16 protein-coding genes and 1 pseudogene are annotated in these 19,484 nt (G+C 65.8%); 12 read left to right on the top strand and 5 right to left on the bottom strand.

Going from position 1 to position 19,484, the window contains the following annotated elements; translation table 11 throughout:
• Positions 1-71: 71 nt before the first annotated feature.
• The gene (locus tag B118_RS0116140) at positions 72-1,583 is read right to left on the bottom strand and encodes an NCS2 family permease (protein WP_033660482.1); all 1,512 of its coding nucleotides are present in this window, start codon (positions 1,581-1,583) and stop codon (positions 72-74) included.
• Between the two features lie 50 nt (positions 1,584-1,633).
• On the opposite strand from B118_RS0116140, the gene B118_RS0116135 reads away from it, so the two are divergent.
• Positions 1,634-1,879: a DUF2530 domain-containing protein gene (locus tag B118_RS0116135; protein WP_027645887.1), complete on the top strand. Its 246-nt coding sequence runs from the start codon at positions 1,634-1,636 to the stop codon at positions 1,877-1,879.
• An 18-nt stretch (positions 1,880-1,897) separates the two neighbouring features.
• Here B118_RS0116135 and B118_RS0116130 read toward each other — a convergent pair whose 3' ends face one another.
• Positions 1,898-2,746, bottom strand: coding sequence for a DUF3027 domain-containing protein (locus B118_RS0116130; RefSeq protein WP_028193027.1), 849 nt, complete (start codon positions 2,744-2,746; stop codon positions 1,898-1,900).
• Positions 2,747-2,831: 85 nt separating this feature from the next.
• Here B118_RS0116130 and B118_RS0116125 point away from each other — a divergent pair, with 85 nt between their 5' ends.
• The 10 genes from B118_RS0116125 (at position 2,832) to B118_RS0116085 (ending at position 12,899) form a co-directional block, all read left to right on the top strand.
• Positions 2,832-4,421: an MFS transporter gene (locus B118_RS0116125; RefSeq protein ID WP_018811781.1), complete on the top strand. Its 1,590-nt coding sequence runs from the start codon at positions 2,832-2,834 to the stop codon at positions 4,419-4,421.
• Positions 4,418-5,068, top strand: a complete 651-nt coding sequence (locus B118_RS0116120; RefSeq protein ID WP_028193026.1) for a futalosine hydrolase — start codon at positions 4,418-4,420, stop codon at positions 5,066-5,068. Before B118_RS0116125 ends, B118_RS0116120 begins: the two co-directional genes overlap by 4 nt.
• A gap of 667 nt (positions 5,069-5,735) precedes the next feature.
• Complete coding sequence (locus B118_RS31785) at positions 5,736-6,227, top strand: M67 family metallopeptidase (protein ID WP_155246523.1); 492 nt, start codon at positions 5,736-5,738, stop codon at positions 6,225-6,227.
• The gene (locus B118_RS0116115; RefSeq protein WP_238323945.1) at positions 6,224-7,105 is read left to right on the top strand and encodes a formylglycine-generating enzyme family protein; all 882 of its coding nucleotides are present in this window, start codon (positions 6,224-6,226) and stop codon (positions 7,103-7,105) included. Before B118_RS31785 ends, B118_RS0116115 begins: the two co-directional genes overlap by 4 nt.
• A gap of 7 nt (positions 7,106-7,112) precedes the next feature.
• Positions 7,113-7,406 carry a MoaD/ThiS family protein gene (locus B118_RS0116110; protein ID WP_018221465.1) on the top strand — a complete coding sequence of 98 codons (294 nt, stop codon included), beginning with the start codon at positions 7,113-7,115 and terminating at the stop codon, positions 7,404-7,406.
• A gap of 10 nt (positions 7,407-7,416) precedes the next feature.
• Positions 7,417-8,310: a class I fructose-bisphosphate aldolase gene (locus B118_RS0116105; protein WP_033660492.1), complete on the top strand. Its 894-nt coding sequence runs from the start codon at positions 7,417-7,419 to the stop codon at positions 8,308-8,310.
• Complete coding sequence (locus tag B118_RS0116100) at positions 8,300-9,787, top strand: GMC family oxidoreductase (RefSeq protein ID WP_028184773.1); 1,488 nt, start codon at positions 8,300-8,302, stop codon at positions 9,785-9,787. The genes B118_RS0116105 and B118_RS0116100 overlap by 11 nt, the downstream gene beginning before the upstream one ends.
• Positions 9,759-10,940: a GNAT family N-acetyltransferase gene (locus B118_RS0116095; RefSeq protein WP_238323943.1), complete on the top strand. Its 1,182-nt coding sequence runs from the start codon at positions 9,759-9,761 to the stop codon at positions 10,938-10,940. Before B118_RS0116100 ends, B118_RS0116095 begins: the two co-directional genes overlap by 29 nt.
• A gap of 11 nt (positions 10,941-10,951) precedes the next feature.
• Complete coding sequence (locus tag B118_RS0116090; protein WP_026185485.1) at positions 10,952-12,181, top strand: DegT/DnrJ/EryC1/StrS family aminotransferase; 1,230 nt, start codon at positions 10,952-10,954, stop codon at positions 12,179-12,181.
• The gene (locus B118_RS0116085; protein ID WP_238323941.1) at positions 12,168-12,899 is read left to right on the top strand and encodes an HAD family hydrolase; all 732 of its coding nucleotides are present in this window, start codon (positions 12,168-12,170) and stop codon (positions 12,897-12,899) included. The genes B118_RS0116090 and B118_RS0116085 overlap by 14 nt, the downstream gene beginning before the upstream one ends.
• Here B118_RS0116085 and B118_RS0116080 read toward each other — a convergent pair.
• From B118_RS0116080 to B118_RS0116070, 3 genes are all read right to left on the bottom strand, one after another.
• Positions 12,877-14,052, bottom strand: a complete 1,176-nt coding sequence (locus B118_RS0116080; RefSeq protein WP_028193025.1) for a galactosyltransferase-related protein — start codon at positions 14,050-14,052, stop codon at positions 12,877-12,879. The two genes, B118_RS0116085 and B118_RS0116080, sit on opposite strands and share 23 nt — an antisense overlap.
• 28 nt (positions 14,053-14,080) lie before the next feature.
• Positions 14,081-15,334, bottom strand: coding sequence for an MFS transporter (locus tag B118_RS30540; protein WP_238323939.1), 1,254 nt, complete (start codon positions 15,332-15,334; stop codon positions 14,081-14,083).
• 407 nt (positions 15,335-15,741) lie between these two features.
• Positions 15,742-18,399 carry a helix-turn-helix transcriptional regulator gene (locus B118_RS0116070; protein ID WP_028193024.1) on the bottom strand — a complete coding sequence of 886 codons (2,658 nt, stop codon included), beginning with the start codon at positions 18,397-18,399 and terminating at the stop codon, positions 15,742-15,744.
• A 924-nt stretch (positions 18,400-19,323) separates the two neighbouring features.
• Here B118_RS0116070 and B118_RS33680 point away from each other — a divergent pair.
• Positions 19,324-19,484 (top strand): annotated as a pseudogene (locus tag B118_RS33680) (IS701 family transposase); the annotation flags it as partial.

Genomic DNA, 19,484 nt, shown 5'->3' with positions numbered 1-19,484 from the left:
TATGACCAGGCTCACGCGGAGTACGCACGCGGGGCGCGGGGCCGGTTCGCCGCCCGGCCCCGCGTTCCGCGTCACAGCAGTACAGACTCGATCGGTCCACGCAGGAAGTACAGCACGAAGAGCGCCGCCACGCCGTACAGCAGCGGGTGGACCTCCCGCGCCTTACCCCGAGCGACCTTCATCAACACGTACACGATCACGCCGGCACCGATGCCGTTGGAGATCGAGTAGGTGAACGGCATCAACACGATCGTGAGGAACGCCGGGATCGCGATCTCGAAGTCGGTCCAGTCGATGGTCCGCACCGCGGTCATCATCAGGAACCCGACCACCACGAGCGCGGTTGACGCGGCCTCGAAGGGCACCACCAACACCAGCGGCGTGAGGAACATCGCCAGCAGGAAGAGCACCCCGGTGACCAGGTTGGCCGCACCCGTCCGGGCACCCTCCGCGACACCGGCCGCACTCTCGATGTACGCCGTGTTACTGGACACGCTCGCGGCGCCGCCGCCGGCCGCGGCGATCGAGTCGACCAGCAGGATCTCCTTCGCCCGGGGCGGGGTGCCCTGCTCGTCGAGCATCCCACCCTCCTGGCCGACCGCCACCATCGTGCCCATCGTGTCGAAGAAGTCGGTGATGATCAGCGTGAAGATGAACATCAGCACGACCAGCCAGCCGGCCCGGCTCCACGAGTCGAGCACGTTGAACCGGCCGAGCAGCGACAGATCCGGCACGTCCAGGATTCGACTCGGCAACTCGGGCACGGTCAGCGACCAGCCCTTGGGGTTCGACACCCCGTTGACCACCGACGGGCCGATGTTGCCCAGCGCCTCGATGACGAGCGCCAGCCCGGTCGAGGCGAGGATGCCGATCAGGATCGCGCCCTTTACCCGGCGTACCACCAGCACCAGAGTCAGCAGCAGACCCACCACGAAGACCAACATCGGCCAGCTGACCAGCTTGCCGCCGATGCCCAGGCCGACCGGGACGGTGGTGTTGGCCGCGTCCGGGAGCCGCCGGACGAAGCCCGCGTCAACCAGACCGATGATGGTCAGGAACAGCCCGATGCCGACCCCGATCGCCGCCTTCATCTGGGTGGGCACCGAGCGGAACACCGCGGTACGCAGCCCGGTCAACACCAGCACCGCGATGATCAAACCTTCGATCACCACCAGACCCATCGCGTCCGCCCAGGTCATCTCCGGAGCGATCTCGTACGCGACCAGCGCGTTGACGCCGAGACCGGCGGCGACCGCCAGCGGGAACCGGCCCACCACGCCCATCAGGATCGTCGCCAGCCCGGCGATCAGCGCGGTCGCCGCGGCGAGCGCCGGGATCGGCAGCCGTTCCCCGGCGCCATCAACGGCGGAGCCGAGGATCAGCGGGTTGAGCACCACGATGTAGGCCATCGTGAAGAAGGTCGCCAGCCCACCGCGCACCTCACGGCCCAGCGTCGAACCGCGGGCGGAGATCTCGAAGTAGCGGTCGAAACGGTTCCGCGGTGTCGCGGGCGGCATGGCGCCGTCGGGCGGGGCTACTGCCATCGGGTCCTCGCAGGTGCTCTCTCGTCTAGTCGGCCGCATCGTCGCTGATCATCGGCCCGATAGGAAAACTGATCCCGTACGCTTGCTCCGTGCTGAAGCAGCCGCAACGGCGGACCGATCCGCTCGACCCGCCGATGGTGCCGTTCGCCCTCGCCGGGATGGCCGCCTGGGCGATCGCCGGAGTCGTGCTGTTGTTCTTCCGCGACCAGCTGGTGGAAGCCGGTCGCGAGGGCTGGCTCTGGACCTGCCTGGCTGGAGTCCTGTGGGGTCTGCCCGGTCTCGCCGTGATGATGCGGCACGACTCGCACCGACGTCGCCGCCGCGCCGGTCACTGATCCACGCCGGCGATCACCTCACGGTTGGCCATTCGACTCCGCCACCTCGGCGACCTCCGCCACCTCGGCCGACGCGTCGGCCTCGCGCACCGACACGGTCTCCACCGCGCTGTCGTCGTAGACGGTTGATAGCTCCTCGGCGGAGCTCTCGGGGGGCTCGGCCAGAATCTCCGAGTGCGCACCGCAGCCGTGGTCGGCGCTGACCACGCGCCCGTCATCCGGAGCAAAGAGGTTGCCACAGGCACCGAAGGACTGGCACAGCGCGCCGGCGAGCGGCAGATAGAAGCCGCAGGTCCCGCAGCGGGCCGCCACCGGAGCGGCGGTGGCGATCGGTGCGGTTGGCCCGTGGTCGCCGTCGTACCACCGTTGGGCGGCTTCGCCGCGCCCCTCCCGGGACATCACCCGTGCCCGGCCGAGACCCAGCTCCCAGGCGGCCTCCTCGACCGCCGGGTCGTCGGAGAGCAGGTAACCGGGCTGGAGCCGGTCGTCGTCGGGCGGGCTGGGCAGCAGGTCACCCGGGCCGAGATCACCGGGCTGCAGCCGCTCCTGCCAGGGCAGCCAGCCCGGGGCGAGCAACGCATCCGGGCCGGGCAGCAGCACGGCCTCACACACGGTGACCGTGCGACTGCGAGGCACCCGGGTGACGGTGACAGCCCAGCGCCAGCCACGATAGCCCGCGAGCCGACACTCGAAGTAGTGCGTGACGAGACGATCACCTTCGGCAAGGGTCTGGAGATGATCGCCGACCTCCGCCGGGTCAACCTCGGTGATGGCGTCGCGAGCCACCTCGACGGCGGCGGCACAGACCTGGTCGAGACGGGGGGCACGAGCGGAGGCGGACCTGGTCACCCGACCATTGTTCCCCATGCGTGGGACCACCTGACAGGGACTCCCCGAACCAAACACGGCAGTGGTGGCGCGCGGGCCGGGCCGATGAGTGAGACTGGTGCACATGCCGTCCTCCCTCCGTCCCGAGCGCTCCTTCCTCGGGTGGACTGTCGGCACCGGCGTCAAGGCCGTCCGCCTGCTGCTGCGCGGTTCGGTCAACAGCGGCCGCTGGATGACCCAGTCGGTGGGGCGGGCCCGCGCCCGGGGCGCCGGCCGGGAAACCGGCATGATTCGCCTCTTCGACCTACATGCGCTCTCCTGCGCCGGGGACACCCTGATCGCGATCGGCCTGGCTGGGACGATCTTCTTCAACGTGCCGCTCGGAGAGGCCCGCAGCAAGGTCGCGCTCTACCTACTGGTGACCATGGTCCCGTTCGCCCTACTCGCCCCGGTGGTCGGCCCGCTACTTGATCACTTCCGGCACGGCCGGCGGTACGCCCTGGCCACCAGCATGCTCGGACGGGCGTTCCTGGCGTGGCTGATCTCTGACTACATCCACGGCTTCGGCCTGTACCCGGCGGCCTTCGGAGTGTTGGCGCTCTCCCGCGCGTACGGCGTGGCCCGGTCGGCTGCCGTACCCCGGCTCCTCCCGGAAGGGCTCGGGCTCTCCCAGATCGGGGCCAGAGCCAGCGTGTACGGCACGATAGCCGGCGCCCTGCTCGCGCCGATCGGCCTGGCCGCCTTCTGGTTCGGTCCGCAGTGGCCACTCCGAGTCGCCTCGGTGATCTTCCTGGTCGGCATGGTCGTCGCCCTGCGACTGCCACCGAAGGCGGACTCGGAGCCGCCCGAACGGGTACCGCGCCCGCTGCGGGCGCTCCGGCGAAGTTCCAGCGATCGCCCCCTGGGCCGGGGTGGTCCGCACGGCCGGCTGGTCATCGCCACCCTGATCGGCGCCGCCACGCTGCGCGCGGTCTACGGCTTCCTGCTGCTCTTCCTGGCCTTCGCGATCAAGGCCGGCGACCTGACCACCGTCGTCTTCGGCCGGGACCTGGGCGACGAGGCCGCCCTCGGGTTGGTCGGCGGGGCGCTGGCGATCGGCAGCTTCCTGGCCACCGCGGTCGGCACCCGGCTGCGGATCCATCGCCCGGCGGCGCTGCAGTCCAGCGGCATGGTGATCATCGCTGGAGTGGCTGTCCTCGCCACGCTCAAGTTCTCGCTGCTGATGGTCGCCCTACTCTGCCTGGTCACTGCACTGACCAGCGGCATCGCCAAGCTCGCGGTGGACGCCTCGATCCAGGAGCGCATCCCCGAACGGCTGCGGGCCAGCTCGTTCGCCCACTCGGAGACAGCGCTCATGCTCGCCTTCGTCGCCGGCGGCGGGTTGGGGCTCGTCCCCTTCGACGGCCGGCTCGGCATCGCCGTCTCCGCCGGGGTCGCGACGCTCGCCACGGCCCGCGGCATCCTGGTCGCGGGCCGGCTGCGGGCAGAGCGGCTGGCTGGCCGGCCGTTGGCGGATGACGACGTCGCCCAGGACGAGTCGCCCCTGGGCGATTCCGCCGCCGACGACCCAATCCCCACCTCGCCCGCCCCGAGACCCGGCACCGGGGACGACGATGACCCGGCACCACCGGGTTTCCACCTCTACCGTCCGTCGTCGGCGGTGGGCGGGCCAGGCAGCAGCGATGAGGAGAGCCGCCGGGGGCCGATCCCGTGACCGGGGTTCTGGTCGTCACCGCGGTTCCCGCCGAGGCCGAGGCGGTCCGTGCGGGGCGGGGGCCGACGGTCACCGTAGCGCCGGTCGGGGTAGGCCCGGCGGTGGCCGGGGCCGGCACCGCCCGGCTACTGGCCCTGGCGGAGGCCGCTGGCCGCCCGTACCGCCTGGTCGTCAGCGCGGGCGTGGCGGGCGGCTTCCCGAACCGGGTCGAGGTCGGCGGAACGGTCGTCGGTACCAGTGCGATCGCGGCCGACCTGGGTGCCGACTCCCCGACGGGCTTCATCCCCGTGGACCAGCTCGGGATGCCAGCCGAGTTGCTGGGTGCCGGCCCCGCCATCACCGCGGACCCGAACCTGGTCGCCACCCTCCGGGCCGCGCTTCCGGCCGCCGCGGTCGGTCCGGTACTGACCGTCAGCACGGTCACCGGAACGGTCGCCGGGACCGAGGCGCTCCTGCGTCGGCACCCCGACGCGGTGGCCGAGGCCATGGAGGGGTACGGGGTGGCCGTTGCCGCCGCGCACGCCGGCCTACCCTTCGTCGAGCTCCGCACCATCTCCAACCCGGTCGGACCGCGCGACCGCGACGCCTGGCGCCTCCGGGAGGCTCTCGCCGCCCTCACCGAGGCCGCCGCGGTCCTGCCCGGCTGAGGAGGCGGTCGGGTCGGGCGGCTACTGGCGCAGGGTGTCGGGGAGCCACCGGCGCAGACACCGCACGCGCCCGCCGCCGCACAGCCCCGCGACCCATCCCCGAATCCCCGAAACCCGGCCCTTCGCGCAGCCCATCGACGGGGCAGCTCGACAGCAAGAACAGACAAGTCACTGTCGGGCCCGCAACCAAGATCGGCATTCCCAATCTAGGCAGACCCAGCTACATCAAGCCCTTTCATAGCCACGTCCAGTGTCCACCGACCAAACCGACGCCAGTCCAACCACACACCAAAAGCCCCGGAAGGCCGAATGGATGCGGGCACATTCCGAGTCACAACCAGCCCAAATATCGATCCGAGCGGATCGTTGAGTCAACCTCCTCGAAGCGCTACCCCGGCTACCCGCAAATACGATAGAGCCCGGTCGGCCGACCCTGGTGCCACAACAACCCACACTCGGGATGCCCGGTGTGATCATCAACCCCGAATTCACGTGCGTACAGCCCCGCCCCGGTGGCGCAAAAGGGCATTACCTCCAGTTCACTCTATATGTTGACTTTCCGGTGGCCGAAGTTGAGTAATTGACTACTCAGGGCGCGCCTCCGCACGCCCGGTAATGTTCCGCCATGGATCGCCTCCAATCCGGATTTGGTCTGAGGAGGACTTGCATGGGGGACTATGCAGTCGACGACGTTGAACTCACTGTGGACCTTTATGAGCGCCTCGTCGAAACCGTGCTGGCGCGATACCCAACAAAATCTTTTGGCTACCTGGCGTCCCCCAACGGTGAGATGCGGCGGGCAACCGATTTCCTCCTGTTCGAAGACAACGTTCGTAACGATGACGCCTGGCGGCACGAGTTTGTGTCTCGAGGTCGCTACTTTGTAGATCATGACGATGCCGGATTCGTCGCCACCCCTGAGGAGTCACTGCGGGTACACCGCCACCTACTACAATCAGGACTTACCGAGATCGCGGTGTTCCATACTCATCGCAGACACCCCGGGAACTTCTCCGACATCGATTACGACCTACATATAAGCCGCTTCACGGCATTATGGCACCTAATTATATCGCTGCGCAATCCGCGCTTCCCACAGGTGCGGGCGTTCGCGGTGTCGCCATCAGGCGTGGGCGAGATGGGGGTTCGGGTGCGGTGAACGTTCGGACGCGCGATCGCCTGATCCAGCGTGCCAAAAATGCCTTGATGATCAATTCTTCCGGGCTGCCGGAATGCCGCGACAACAAAGAAATATATGCGGTGATGACACTGATCGAACAGGCCAGCGATGCGGATCTTTCCGAGATCGCGAACGCCTTCCTCATAGACGCGGGGAATCGAGCCGCCGAGCACATCGAGCCCCTATTGAGGAAAATCGAGGCCACCACATTCTCAATGGGGACGGCCGCCGAGGACGCCCGCCACTTCAGCGGCGAGGTACCCCTGCATTCGGTGGACTTGGCGGCCTATCGAATGGCCAGCACGGCGGTTACCAACGAACTGTTCGGGCTCCTCGATCCGACCCGCACCAAGGATCTTGATCCGCGCGAGTTGCACCACCCAGTGGTGAACGTGAGCTGGTTCGACGCCTGGGTCTTCGCCGCATGGGTGGGATGCCGGCTGCCAACCGAGGCGGAGTGGGAGTACGCGTGCGGTCTGGGTTCGGCCGAGCAATGGTGCTGCCCACAGGAGCAGCTCGTCGAGTACGCCTGGTTCAGCGAGAACTCAGGCAGCGTTTTGTGGCCGACCCAGACGCGCGAGCCGAATTCGTTGGGCCTCTACGACATGCATGGGAACGCTTGGGAATGGTGCCAGGACTCATTTCACACCGACTCATACAGACGGACACCACAGCGAAACCCCGTTTATGGCGAAATAACCGAGGAACACACCCACAAAGTTAACCGGGGTGGCGGGTTCTTGGCATTGCCGGAAATGTGTCGAACCCGTTACCGGATGCACGACCCAGCCCACACCTGGGCGATGGACCTAGGATTTCGACTAGCGGATTCACGCGCTACAGATCCGGAGGACTGATCGCGGCATGCTGAAGCTGACTCTTTCTGCGTCGCTGTTTTCACTGCTCCCCTACACGGAACAGAAGACTGATGCAAAGATCAACCGTACTGTGACTGTCGATGCCAACAGCTGGGAGGAGCTGGTGCACCGGATGCGCATCGACTATCCGCAGCTCGCTGATCACGTTCTGACACCGAACGGGTTGATCAAAACAGGCTTTCTCGTAGCCGTGAATGACGATGTCGCACCCCGCTCCGAACGACCCGACATATCCGGTGGAGATGGGGTAATGCTGTTCACTCAAATGGCCGGCGGGTAGGGAGTAAATGATGACGCGTCGTCCCGCGATCTCCGACCTGGGGCTGGCGAGCGGAAAGAGGTCTCGGCTGCACCGGATCCTTCATCAGCATGGTCCGCGCAACGGCACTGCCCTATTCTTGCCCTACGACCAAGGGCTGGAACACGGGCCGAGAGATTTCTTCGCCAACCCGGCTGCGGCCGATCCCCGCTACATCCTCAAGCTCGCGGTGGAGGGTGGATTCAACGGTATAGCAATACAGATTGGCGTTGCTGAAAAATTCTACTGGGAGTTCGCCGGCGAGGTTCCGCTCATCCTCAAGCTCAATGGCAAGACCGAGATCCCTCCCGACGACGAGCCGCTTTCCCCGCTCAATGCCACCGTGGAGGACGCCGTACGGCTCGGTGCCGACGCGGTTGGCTACACACTGTATGTCGGCTCGCCGCGTCAGACCGACGACTTCGCACAGTTCCGCCAGGTACGTCGCGACGCTGAGCGGTTCGGTGTACCGGTGGTGGTGTGGACCTACCCGCGCGGTTCAGCGGTCGCCCGCGCTGGCGGGAAGACCTCCTTCTACGCGGTCGACTATGCCGCTCGCGTCGCAGCAGAGCTGGGCGCGGACGTCATCAAGGTGACCTATCCGGACCCAGAAAGCCGCACTGGCGTACGCAGGGAGTACGACCGACCGTTCGCGATCGAGGAGGCACTTGCTGCGATCACCAGGTCCGCGGGCCGTTCTCTCGTCGTCATGTCCGGCGGTGACAAGGCCGAAGACAAGGCCGTGCTCGAGCGCGCGCGATTGGGCCTGGAGGCCGGCTGGACCGGCGTGATCATAGGACGCAATGTCTGGCAGCGCGAGCATGACGCCGGCCTGCGGTTTGTCGACAGCCTTCGCCAGCTGCTGGAGACGCATGATGGCCAGTGAAACCTTCGACTACATTGTCGTTGGCGCTGGGGTTGCCGGGTGCGTGCTGGCCCGGCGTCTCTGCGATGACCCCTCGGCGACCGTGCTTCTGCTCGAGGCAGGGCCCCCGGGCGACGATCCACGACTGGCCGCCCCCGCCACTTGGCCCGAGCTGATCGGTAGCGAGTACGACTGGGGCTACCGCACCGAGCCACAGCCGCACCTCAACAGCCGGACCCTGTCCTGGCCGAGAGGCCGGGTCGTGGGCGGGTCCGGGGCGATCAACGCGATGGTCTATGTCCGGGGCCACCGCAGCGACTTCGACACCTGGGCGGCGTTCGGCGGCAGCCGATGGGATGCCACGCATGTGCTGGCGGAGTTCGATCGCGTCGAGCATCCGGTAACCGGCATGCTCACTGTCTCGGAGCGGACGAATCCGCACCCGCTGAGTCTCGCCTTCGTCCGAGCGGCGGAGGCGTATGGACTGCCCTTCAACCCAGACTTCAACCGGGGCGAGCAGGCTGGCGCTGGCTACTACCGCACCACCTCGCGGGGGGACCGCCGGGTGCACACCGCGGAAGCCTATCTACGTCCCGCGTTAGCCCGACCAAACCTGGTCGTGCGTACTAATTCCGGTGCAACTCGGCTGGAGATCCGGGGCGGGCGAGTCACCGGTGTCAACGTCCGGCACGGCGGCGCTGAGGAATTTGTCCGGGCTGAGCGTGAGGTCGTGATGTGCGGTGGTGCCATCGACAGCCCGGCGTTGCTGCTGCGCTCCGGCATCGGCCCGGCGGACACTCTCCGGAGGCACGGCATTCGGGTGCATGTCGCCCTTCCCGGGGTTGGGCGGAACCTACACGACCACATCCAGGTCTCAGTGCCCTTCCCCACTGCCACAGCCACCGGCCACGCCGTGGACCCGGCCTCAAATCTCGGTGAGGCCGGCGGCTTCGTGCACACCCGTTCCGGCCTACCAGCACCCGACATCCAGCTGTCGTTCGCGCCTATGCTCAGCCTCAACAGTGGTCACGGTCAGGGCTCTGGGTTCACCATCGGCCCCGCGGTCACCCGCCCCATGAGCCGGGGTGAGTTGACGCTAACCGACGCCGACCCCACCACTGCACCCCGGATCGATCCCCGGTACCTCAGTGACCCGTCCGACCTGGAAACGTTGATCGACGGCGTGCAAATGGCGCTGGAGATCGCGGCCCAGCCGCCACTGGCCAGGGGCTACGACGGGTTGGGCAGCCGCCAGGACATCGCGGCCTTCATCCGTGCCCGCGCCGAAACCCAGTTTCACCCAGTGGGCACGTGCCGGTTCGGCACAGATGAGCAGGCCGTTGTGGATCCCGAACTCAGAGTCCGAGGCGTTGAGGGGCTACGGATCGCCGATGCCTCAGTGATTCCCGCTGTCACGACCGGAAATACACAGGCTCCGGTGATCGTCGTCGCCGAGCGAGCGGCCCAGCTTGTCGGACGACGCGATGCGCCTTCCTGATGTCCTCGACGAGCCCACCGATGACCAGTGGGAGCAGTACGTCTCGATCGCCGAGCGTTCTTTCGGCGTACCGCTACCCGATGCGCCTTTGCTGCGTGGCAACGGGTTGGTGCGCCTGGCCGCCGATGCCGAGGGAGTGATCGGTGGGGCTATCGCTCTGCCATTCACCCAATATTTTGGGGGCCGTCCACTCTCCTCGGCCGGGTTGTCGCTGGTATGCGTGAATCCGTCCGCCCGCGGCGACGGTGTAGCGCGAATGGTGGTCGATTCGCTGGTCGATCACCTTCGGGAGCGTGGCGTGGCGCTCGTCGCGCTGTGGACGCCATCGCCGGGGATCTACCGCCGGTGGGGCTGGGAGGTGGCAGGCGGTGCCTCCGCGTACACGGTTCCGGTCACCTCGCTGCGCACCATGCCGAGGCGGCACTCCAGTGTGGTAGCCGATCCCGATCCCGGCTCCGTGTTCGCCCTGCATGCGGAACTCGCCGGCCATTGGGATGGTGCGCTTCACCGTCCAGGCTGGTGGTGGGGTTGGAAGGCCTCGGCTGCAGCGAAGGAGCGCCACCACTATGGCGTTACCAACGATGACCGGCTCGACGGCTATGTCGCCTACTCCACCCAGCCGTTGCCGGAGTGGGGCCAATCCATGGTGGTGGAAGACTTGTGGGCACGCGACGGCGCGGCCTTTTCCGCACTTTGCACCTTTCTTTCCAAACACTCCAGTTTTACCCCGTACATCAGGTTCGCCCCTGGTGTCCTGCCGAGCCCCCCGGAACTATCCCTATGGTTGCCGCAGTACGACTGGCACGAACATCCCTGGCATCCATGGATGCTGAGAATCATCGATATTGAATCCGCGTTGACAACGCGCGGGTGGCCCGTCGGGGTCCGGGCGAACATCTCCCTGCGCATGGTCGACGGACCGATGGCCGGGACCGAGTTAGACCTCATGATCGAGGATGGCAAAGCCCGTCTCGGTCACGGCAGCGGCCGGCAGGTGATGCTCACCGAGCGCGGTGCCGCCGCATGGTTTAGCGGTTGCTGGAGTGCGTCGCGGCTCGCACGCGCTGGCCTGATCACAACAGGCGACGCCCACGCTCTAGCCACTATGGACTCACTGGTCGCCACACGACCCTGGCTACCAGACAGATTTTGATCGGAGGGGTCATGCCCGGACCTGGATACGCATTCTTCGGAACTGAGGAGTGGGAAAACGTCAAGGGGGCTATGAGTGATTGGGAGGCTACCCGTACGGCCTACGACAAAGTCCCCGAAATTCCGGTTGTACGCCGCTTCGAACGCAGCGCACTAGATCACTTCGGGGCCAACCACTGCGTTGCCGTATCCAGCGGAACCGCCGCGCTGGTGACAGCTCTCGCGGCACTTGATATCGGTCCCGGCGACGAGGTAATCGTGCCCGGCTACACGTTCCTGGCCTCGATCGGTGCTATCATCTATTCCGGCGCTACTCCGATTATTGCAGAGATCGATGAATCCTTTACGCTGGACCCCGCCGATGTCGAATCACGCATCACCGAACGCACCAAGGCGATTATGCCGGTCCACATGCTCGGCGCACCCTCGGACATGGATGCGCTCACCGCCATCGCGCAGCGACACGGGCTACTGATCCTGGAGGACGTCGCACAGGCATGCGGTGCCAGCCTCCATGGGCGACACCTCGGTACGATCGGTGATGCGGGAACTTTTTCACTAAACACCTTCAAGGTAATCACGTGCCGTGAGGGTGGCTTTTTGCTCACCAACAGCCCGCGCACGTATCAGCGGGCCTACTCTTTCCACGACCAGGGATGGTTCCCACTTGAGGGGCAACGAAACACTGACCGCGGCTCCGGCGACCTAATTTTCGGGCTCAATTTCCGGCTCGCCGATCTAGCCGCCGGTGTGGCCCTCGCCCAGCTATCGAAACTTGACCGGGTGCTGGCCACCACTCGAGCAGCGAAGCGCACGCTGGCAGAACAGATTTCCACTCATCCGCGGTTCACACGCCGGGTACTGCACGACCCCGACGGTGAATGTGGCACCATCCTGGCCTACATCTTCAACGAGCGCGCCGACGCACAGGCCGTTGCCAAAGCTTTGGGCACGAAGACCATGGACGACTCGGGCAAGCACCACTACGCCAACATGGCCCAGCTACAGGCGCTGGGACGTGGCGAACGGGTGTGCCCGTTCCGAAAGCCGGAGCCGGTCAGCAACCGCTACGATCCCGGCGCGCTGCCGCAGACCGACGACATCCTGCAGCGCTCCATCGCGTTGTCCGTCGGCGTCACCGACAGCTACCTAGGTGCCGGGTTCGGTATCTCGGTTTCCAGCACACCGAAGCAGATCACGCACATCGCCGCACAGTTTAGGCGAGCAGTTGCAAGCCTCTGATCCCGACCGGCTGCCAGAGCTTTCAGTGCACGCCGTCGCGTTCGACATGGACGGCGTGCTGGTGGATACGAACGCGGCCATCGAGCGGGCGTGGCGCAGCGCCGCGAGCATGTACGGCGTGCATGTTTCCGATGCAGACCTGCGCACCCACGTACATGGACAACCCGCGACAAGCACGCTGCGGGCGCTCTTTCCCGGACACACCCCAATGCAGCGTCAGGAAGTCTGGCGGCACGCGGCGCGCATCGAGGAACAGATGCCCTACCAGCCCATGCCCGGTGTGCTGCCCCTCCTCCGGGCCCTGGCAGATTCGGGGATCGCCGTGACCCTGGTGACCAGCAACCTGCCCGGCCGGGTCGCTGCCATCCTGGACCTCATCGGCGCTGCGGACGCGTTCCATACCGTGGTCAGCCGTGATGACACCGTCAACGGCAAACCGCATCCAGAGCCCTATCTCACCGCGGCGAGCAGACTGGGCGTGCCGCCACAGCGCATGCTCGTCTTCGAAGACTCTGACAGTGGCATTCGCGCCGCCAGCGCGGCCGGTTGCGCCTGCGTCGCGGTCCGTCAGCCCTCGAAGGACCCCAACGTGGTCGCGGTCGTCCCCGATTTCACCGGTATCGCGGTCACACGGGATGATTCTGGAACACCGATTCTGACGGGAGTGCCGGGCACCCCCGTGATCCGTCTGATTGTCAGGAGGAGCCGAACCGCTTGACATCGCCGGCCAGGCCGTTCGGCTTCCAGCTCAACGGCGGGATCCCGGCGTTGGCCGCCGACGGTGGGGTGGGTGAGTGGTGTAGGTGCACTAAGGGATCGTCATAGCGGTCAAGTGGAGTATCGAACTCCATCCGGTAGAGAAAGTCGTTGTCTTCCCCGCCCCACCCCTCATAGCGCTCGTCCATCCCACCAATACGCCGAAAAGCGCTTGCCCGTGCCCAAACACAGCCTCCGGGCGGGCGACGCAGTGTGAACCCACGCAGCCTGCTTGGCCGGGCCGCCGCCGAGGCAGCGAACACCCGATCATGTATGGCCGTCGCGCTCGACTCGGCACCGAGTGAGAGGGCGTCGCGGTACGGGATGACAGCGCCAACGCCACCCGATGCCAGGAACCGCTGCACGTTACGGGAAACGAAATCGCGATCTGTGAGGATATCGGCGTCGAGGACGCATACCAACTCAACGGCACCGGGGGTGTTGAACACTCCGACATTTACCGCCCATGCCTTGTTGAAAGAATCGCCTTTCGGGGCGAACACGTAGTGCTCACATAGCTGACGAATGGGTTCTTCCCAGCGGGGCGAGGTGTCGGACTCTACCACGGTCACCCGGTAGCTTTCCCGGTCGAAGCTCTGGTCACGGAGCGCCGTCAGGCAGGCGAGCATATTACGGACACGGGAGCCATCCTCGCCGTCGTCACGGAACGGGATCACGATCAGTACCGGTGCCTTATTGGACTGCGCTACTTCGACACTGCCGGCCTCCAGTTCCTGCCATGTGACAGGTGGGCTAGCAGCCGGATAGTCGTCACCGACGTGGTATCCCAGGCGGATGTTGGTTTCGGCCAGCCAGGCCAGGTCGAACAACTCGTCGAGTACTCCTGGACGCTTCCCGGCGCACGCTACCAGCGTCTGTCGTAGCCTTTCGTGCCGAGTTCGGCTCCGGTTGTCTTCCAGCAGCGCCTGTGCCGCGCCACGCACGTCGTCATCCTCCACGGCCACGGCGGCGGCGACGACCGGGCCCACCCACGGACGCGACCATTCCCAGAAGACCTGGCTCGCGTGACGCGCGGCATCGTCGACCGCGACGACGATACCGTCCGCGACGGCTTTGGCCAGCAACAACGAAGAAGTGGGCAGAAGCCGCTGCATTCTCTGTCATCCTCTCGTCGTGCACTCATCACAGGCGGCGAGATTGGTCTGGGGCCGCGACGTGCCCGGTCTGCTCGGCTGGTTGTGTCGGAGGCGGCGCAGCGCGGAGACCGCGCACCGCGAGCCGGGGTGTGAGTCTGCGTTGCAGCAAGGCTCCCAACGCGACGCAACCACCCAGCATCACCCAAAGAATGACGGTGTGCCGCTCCAACAGGAGGCCGACCAGCCCGGGGCCCAGGCCCCACGTCATTGCCCAGGTCATCTGAAACAACGCCAGATAGCGCCCCCGTACCGGGGCTGGTGCCATAGCCGCGGCCAAGGCGTTGGCGGTGGGCAGGCACAACATCTCGCCCACGGTGAAGACAGCCATGCCAAGAACGATCATCGTCAGGCGTCCCGGCGAAGCGAGCCAGGCCGCGGAGGCCATCATCACTATCGACACTGCTACCAGGGCTGCTCCCGCGATCAAAACCGTGGACCGGGCCACATCCTGGACCATCTCAGTGACGCGGGTCTGGGTGCCGAAAATCATCAAGCTATTAAGCGTGAACAGTGCTGCCGGGAGCCAGGCGTCGAGCTCCAGTAGGCGCACGGCGTAGATTGGTATCACTGCCGTGGGGATTACCCAGGCAAGTGAGACCAGGGCTTGCGCCCCGACGAGGCCAAGGTAGGTGCGATCCCGCAGTACCACGCGCCATGGCCCCGCACCTTCTCCGTCGTGTGCCGTAGGTTGGTCATTTTCGCGCTCGTGTGCGCGTTCACGTTCGCGCTGACTGGGCGTCCAGAGTAGTGCCGCACCGGCAAGTGACATCACAACTCTGATTAACAGAAGCACGAAGAAGGCGGTGTTGCTATCCGACAGCAACGCCAGTGTCGCCAGGAGCCCACCAAGCCCGAACGAACCACTCTTGAGCGCGTGGATAAGGGAGAACCAACTATCCAGTTCTGAAGGACGGGCGACTACACTGATGTAGGTTGGCCAAGCCGACCAGTAGAGCCGATCTGCCACCATCACGACGAAAACTGCGGCGAAGATAGTGAGCGGGCTCCGCGCGAACATGTAGAGCAAGGTTCCAACCGAGGCCAGCACGTTGCTCAGCACAACCATACGACGTGCACCAAGACGATCCACCATGCCGCCGACAGCCGGGACAACCACAAGCGAACTCAGGGTCGCCACAGTGATTGCGACACCCACACCAGCCAGACTGACACCAGAGGCCTGCACCAAAAACAAAAAAGAGATTGGCAGGAATACCCCTGCTCCGAGGGTGTCGATCACCGCTGCCGTAGTCAGGCGCCACCCAGCGCGAACATCTGGCACCCCCCACCGTCGGCTAATAGTCGTCCTCCCGTCCTTGAATGGGCCTGATGCCTGCTCGCGGTATTCGCGAATCAGTATTCCCAGCTGCCACTACCACGTCGTGAGTAACTCAGTACTCAACCGTGGCGGCGGCCGGACGGCCAGGGTCCCGGCAAAGTCGTCAGGTGATGCCGAGTAGTGCCAGTGGGCGAGTGTTGTCGCGGGCGTGATGCCGGTTTGCGGGATTTGGGATCTGCGGGCAGCGCAGCAGCGGTTTCGGACACCGTGGCAGCCGGTGCGGTGGACACAGACGAGATCGGCGATGATGGCAGCACGGCTACGGCCCACTTCGGACGATCAACAAGGCGCCATCAAGCCGGACACTCTCAGGACTTTGCCGGGGCTCTGGCCGGATGGCCCATCACGTTGGCCAGTTGTGATCGCCCGGTGATGCCGAACTTGGAGTAGGTCCGGCTGAGGTGGTTGTCCACCGTGCGCACGGAGACGGTGAGCAACTCGGCGATCTCGCGACTGGATCGACCGGCCGCGGCGAGCCCCGCCACCTCCCGCTCCCGCTGGGTCAGAGTGGTCAGCACGATGCCGGGCTCCAGCAAGGGCGTTCTGGCGTCCTCACACGCAGACGACAACGCCGACCGGCGCTCGTAAGAACGGCGCGCTGATGTCAGCCTGCCCGTCGCTCGGTGCGCCCGCAACGCCGCGCCGGCGGTCTCGGCGGCGTGCAGAGACAGCCCACAACGCGCGAGTTCCTCGGTGGCGGCATCGAGATGGCCACCATCCCCGGAGGTGAGGGCGGCGGCAGCACTAGCCAAGCCGGCGAACAGGTCCCCCTCAAGGCACGAGGTGAGCGAATCGAGCCGAGACACCACGTCGTGGGCGGCACCGAGCCGGGCGATGTCGTAGAGCGCGAACGCCTCAAGCGTGGGCAGGTTGTTCGCCGCCGCCGCTGCGGCCGCACGGCGCGCCAGTCGCACCGCCCGCGTGGCTTCGCCACCCGCCTGTACGACCCAGGCATGACTCAGACCCATGGAGATCTCGACGGACCTGATGGGATGCCGAACGTCGGTGGCAGCGTCTTGGGGCGGTCGTCGGGATCCATGGGCCTCGTATGACATGGCGACAGACTCCGCCAGCAGCGCCTCGTGGTAGAAGCGCAATCCCCAGGCGCTCCCAGCACCGGTTAACGACACCGCTTCCTGGAGAACCGACCGAGCGGTGAGCATCTGGCCCTGGAACTTGGCCACGAGCCCGACCGCACCGGCCCACATGCCCGACAGCTCGGCACTCCCCAGCCTTGCCGCCTCGACGAAGGCGTCATCTGCGAGCCGGCGGGCCTCTACCAGTCGACCGCTCAACAGCAGTGCCCTGCAATGCACCAAGCCCAAGGCCGCTTCCACCCAGCGGCAGGGAGGCCAGAGGTGTCGCTGCGCCCGTCCCTGCCTGAGGAACCCGAAAGCTTCCGAAAGCCGTCCTAACTCGACACTCGCGGCAGCGGCCACCACACATTCCCACCCACCGGTCGTAGCTTGGATGCGCGATGTGCCGAACACTCGCGCCACGACATCGAGGGCAGCACCACATTGACCTTCCGCATACAACATCCAGGCCCGCCAGGCGGCATCTCTTTCGGAACGCTCAACGTTGTCGATTTCCCTGCTGAAAGGCGCGAAAAAGGTACCGGCGACAGAGATGCCCTCGAGTTTGTTGACGGTGAGGCGTCCCCGGTCCCACACGGGCGAGCCATCGTCGGTGCGGGACGGCTCGTGGGAAGCAGGTTGTGCCCATAGCTGCGAGGTGGCATCGCCACGATCTCCCCGCCAACACAGGATTGTTGCCAACAACCGTGCGGCTGGTGCCCCGGCACCACCGCGGATCGCGGAACGAACCAGTCGTTCGGCATCGATAAGGGCGCCCTTTCCGAAGGCGGTGCACGCGCCGCGCAACTGAAGATCGCTGTCAGTATCGGTATCGCTGTCGAGTCGCAGGGTTGCCATGACATCAACATTTTCGGCACCCTGCGACGGCTGGTCGGCGTAGGCGCGGGCCAGACTCGCTCGCAGTTGCCGGGTCCGACTCACCGGCGTCGTCTCCCGGATAACCGTGGCGTGGAGGGGGTACTGCAACCGCATCGCCGGCGGCCACTCCCCCGAACGCGCGGGGATGAGAAGCCCTGCGTGTTCAGCGGAGGCGATCGCCCCGCGGTCGCATAACTGTTCAAGCACCGCCAACGGAAGTGACTCCACCTGCGCGGTGAGCTCGACCACTACCCGCTCGGGATCACCAAGGCGGTTCAAATGCGCTCGGACCAGATCGGCGAGCCGCGGCCCCGACCTGGCCTCACCTTCCCATCCCCACATGCCGTCGCGTTCAATGAGGTTGCCACCCTCCACACCGTCAATGAGCAGATAACGCAGCAGGAGAGGGTTGCCCGCCGACAGCCTCCTGATCTCCTCGAGTGTGGTGCGATAGACGCGCGGCCCCAGCGCCGCCCTGACGATCTCGTCGACCACCTCCGGCGGCAGCGGATCAAGGTTCAGTAACTGGGCCAAGCCGTCCTTCCACAAGGCGGCGACCGACTCGCACACCTGCACGCCCACCTGCATGGTGGCCACAAGGGTGACCCTCCGACGGGTGGCCATCTGATAGATCAACGCGGCGGACGCGGTGTCCAGGTGATGGATATCATCAATACCGAGCACGACCGGTCTAGCGACGTCCGTACCGGAGATGCGCTGCATTACCGCGCGCAGCACCCAGAGGTGCTCGGTCTCGTCACGGGGGGCAGCCGGGATCAGGTGCGCCAGGACAGCGAAGGGGATCTTCGCAGAGTCGCTGGTCGCGGCGAGTCGGTAGGTGTGCCGACCTGCACGCCTGGCTGCTGCCAGCGCCTCCTGCGCCAGGCGACTCTTTCCCACCCCACCCTGCCCCGCGATTATTACGCCGGTCCCGTTTCGGGTCAGGGCAGTTACGATGTCAGCTAGCTCCGAGGTGCGGCCGATGAGTGGCAATTGGGCCAAGTCAAACATTTCTTGTCCGTCATTCGCATCAGCATCGTTGCGTTTCGACTTAACAACCCACGCTGCGAGTCGCGCATATTTCAGGAGTCGGTGCCAGCCGCGGCGTACCGACATCGACCATCGAGCAAAATTTAGTGATCTTAAATCAATAAATCAATACCACTAGGCGGATGCGGCCTGTGATGCACCACACACTCTCGGTGACGATCACTGATCGCAACTACGTCGCCGCATCCATATCGTGACCTCTCCCGACGGTACGACGATCATCCGCCGGTCGACACCACCCTGCCCGAACAGTGCGGGCCTACGCGAAGTGCGTCTACGGCCAGGAGAAAGCGGCCCGCCGTCGCGTAGAGGCGGCACTCGGCCTGCCGCCGGCTGCTGACGCAACCCCGCCGGCCGCTGACGAACCCACCGCACCATCGGCCGACAGAGCCGCCGGATGGAACCCGCCTGGCGGCTTCCATCACCGATGATCTCCGCGACACGCATACGACACAGCCAGCGAGATTAAGCGGGTAGCAGCGGGACTGAGTGAGACTCACGAAGAAGGTCCCTGACCGGCGTCTGCGCTGGTCAGGGGCCTTCTTCTGCACCTGGTGGCGGGTGAAGGATTCGAACCTTCGTAGCTTTCGCGACGGATTTACAGAGCGCCAAGCGCGAGCCTCTGATCAGCACAAACGCCGTTCGGTCACGGCGCGGTGACACGGATGCGACGCAGGAGCCGGCAACTAAGATCCGGTAACCACGTCGGAGGGAGTCAGATGGAGTGGCGAGTTCTAGCGGGCGGTGCCATGAGCTTGGCTATGTGCCTCCTAGTACTCCAGCCGGGGTTGTTGACCTTGGCTGAGCTGCGGTTCGATGCGATGCGGGAACGAGGGCAGCCACCGTCGATCATGGACGGTTGTGTGGACTGACCATGATGCAGCGGTGGCTGCCGGATACAGGGTAGACGCCCAGCGGTGGCGGGTGTTGTTCGACGACCTGATGTTGACGGTCGGGCAGCGTTTCCGCAGGCCGGAGCCTCGCCGTCGGGTGCGTGACTTCGTCCGGGGCTTGCTGGCGCCGTTACCGTCGAAGAACTGCTGGAC

This window comes from Salinispora pacifica CNR114 (assembly GCF_000514775.1).
Taxonomy (GTDB): domain Bacteria; phylum Actinomycetota; class Actinomycetes; order Mycobacteriales; family Micromonosporaceae; genus Micromonospora; species Micromonospora pacifica.
Note: the sequence above shows the minus strand (reverse complement) of the source record. Positions and strands in the feature narration are given on the sequence as shown.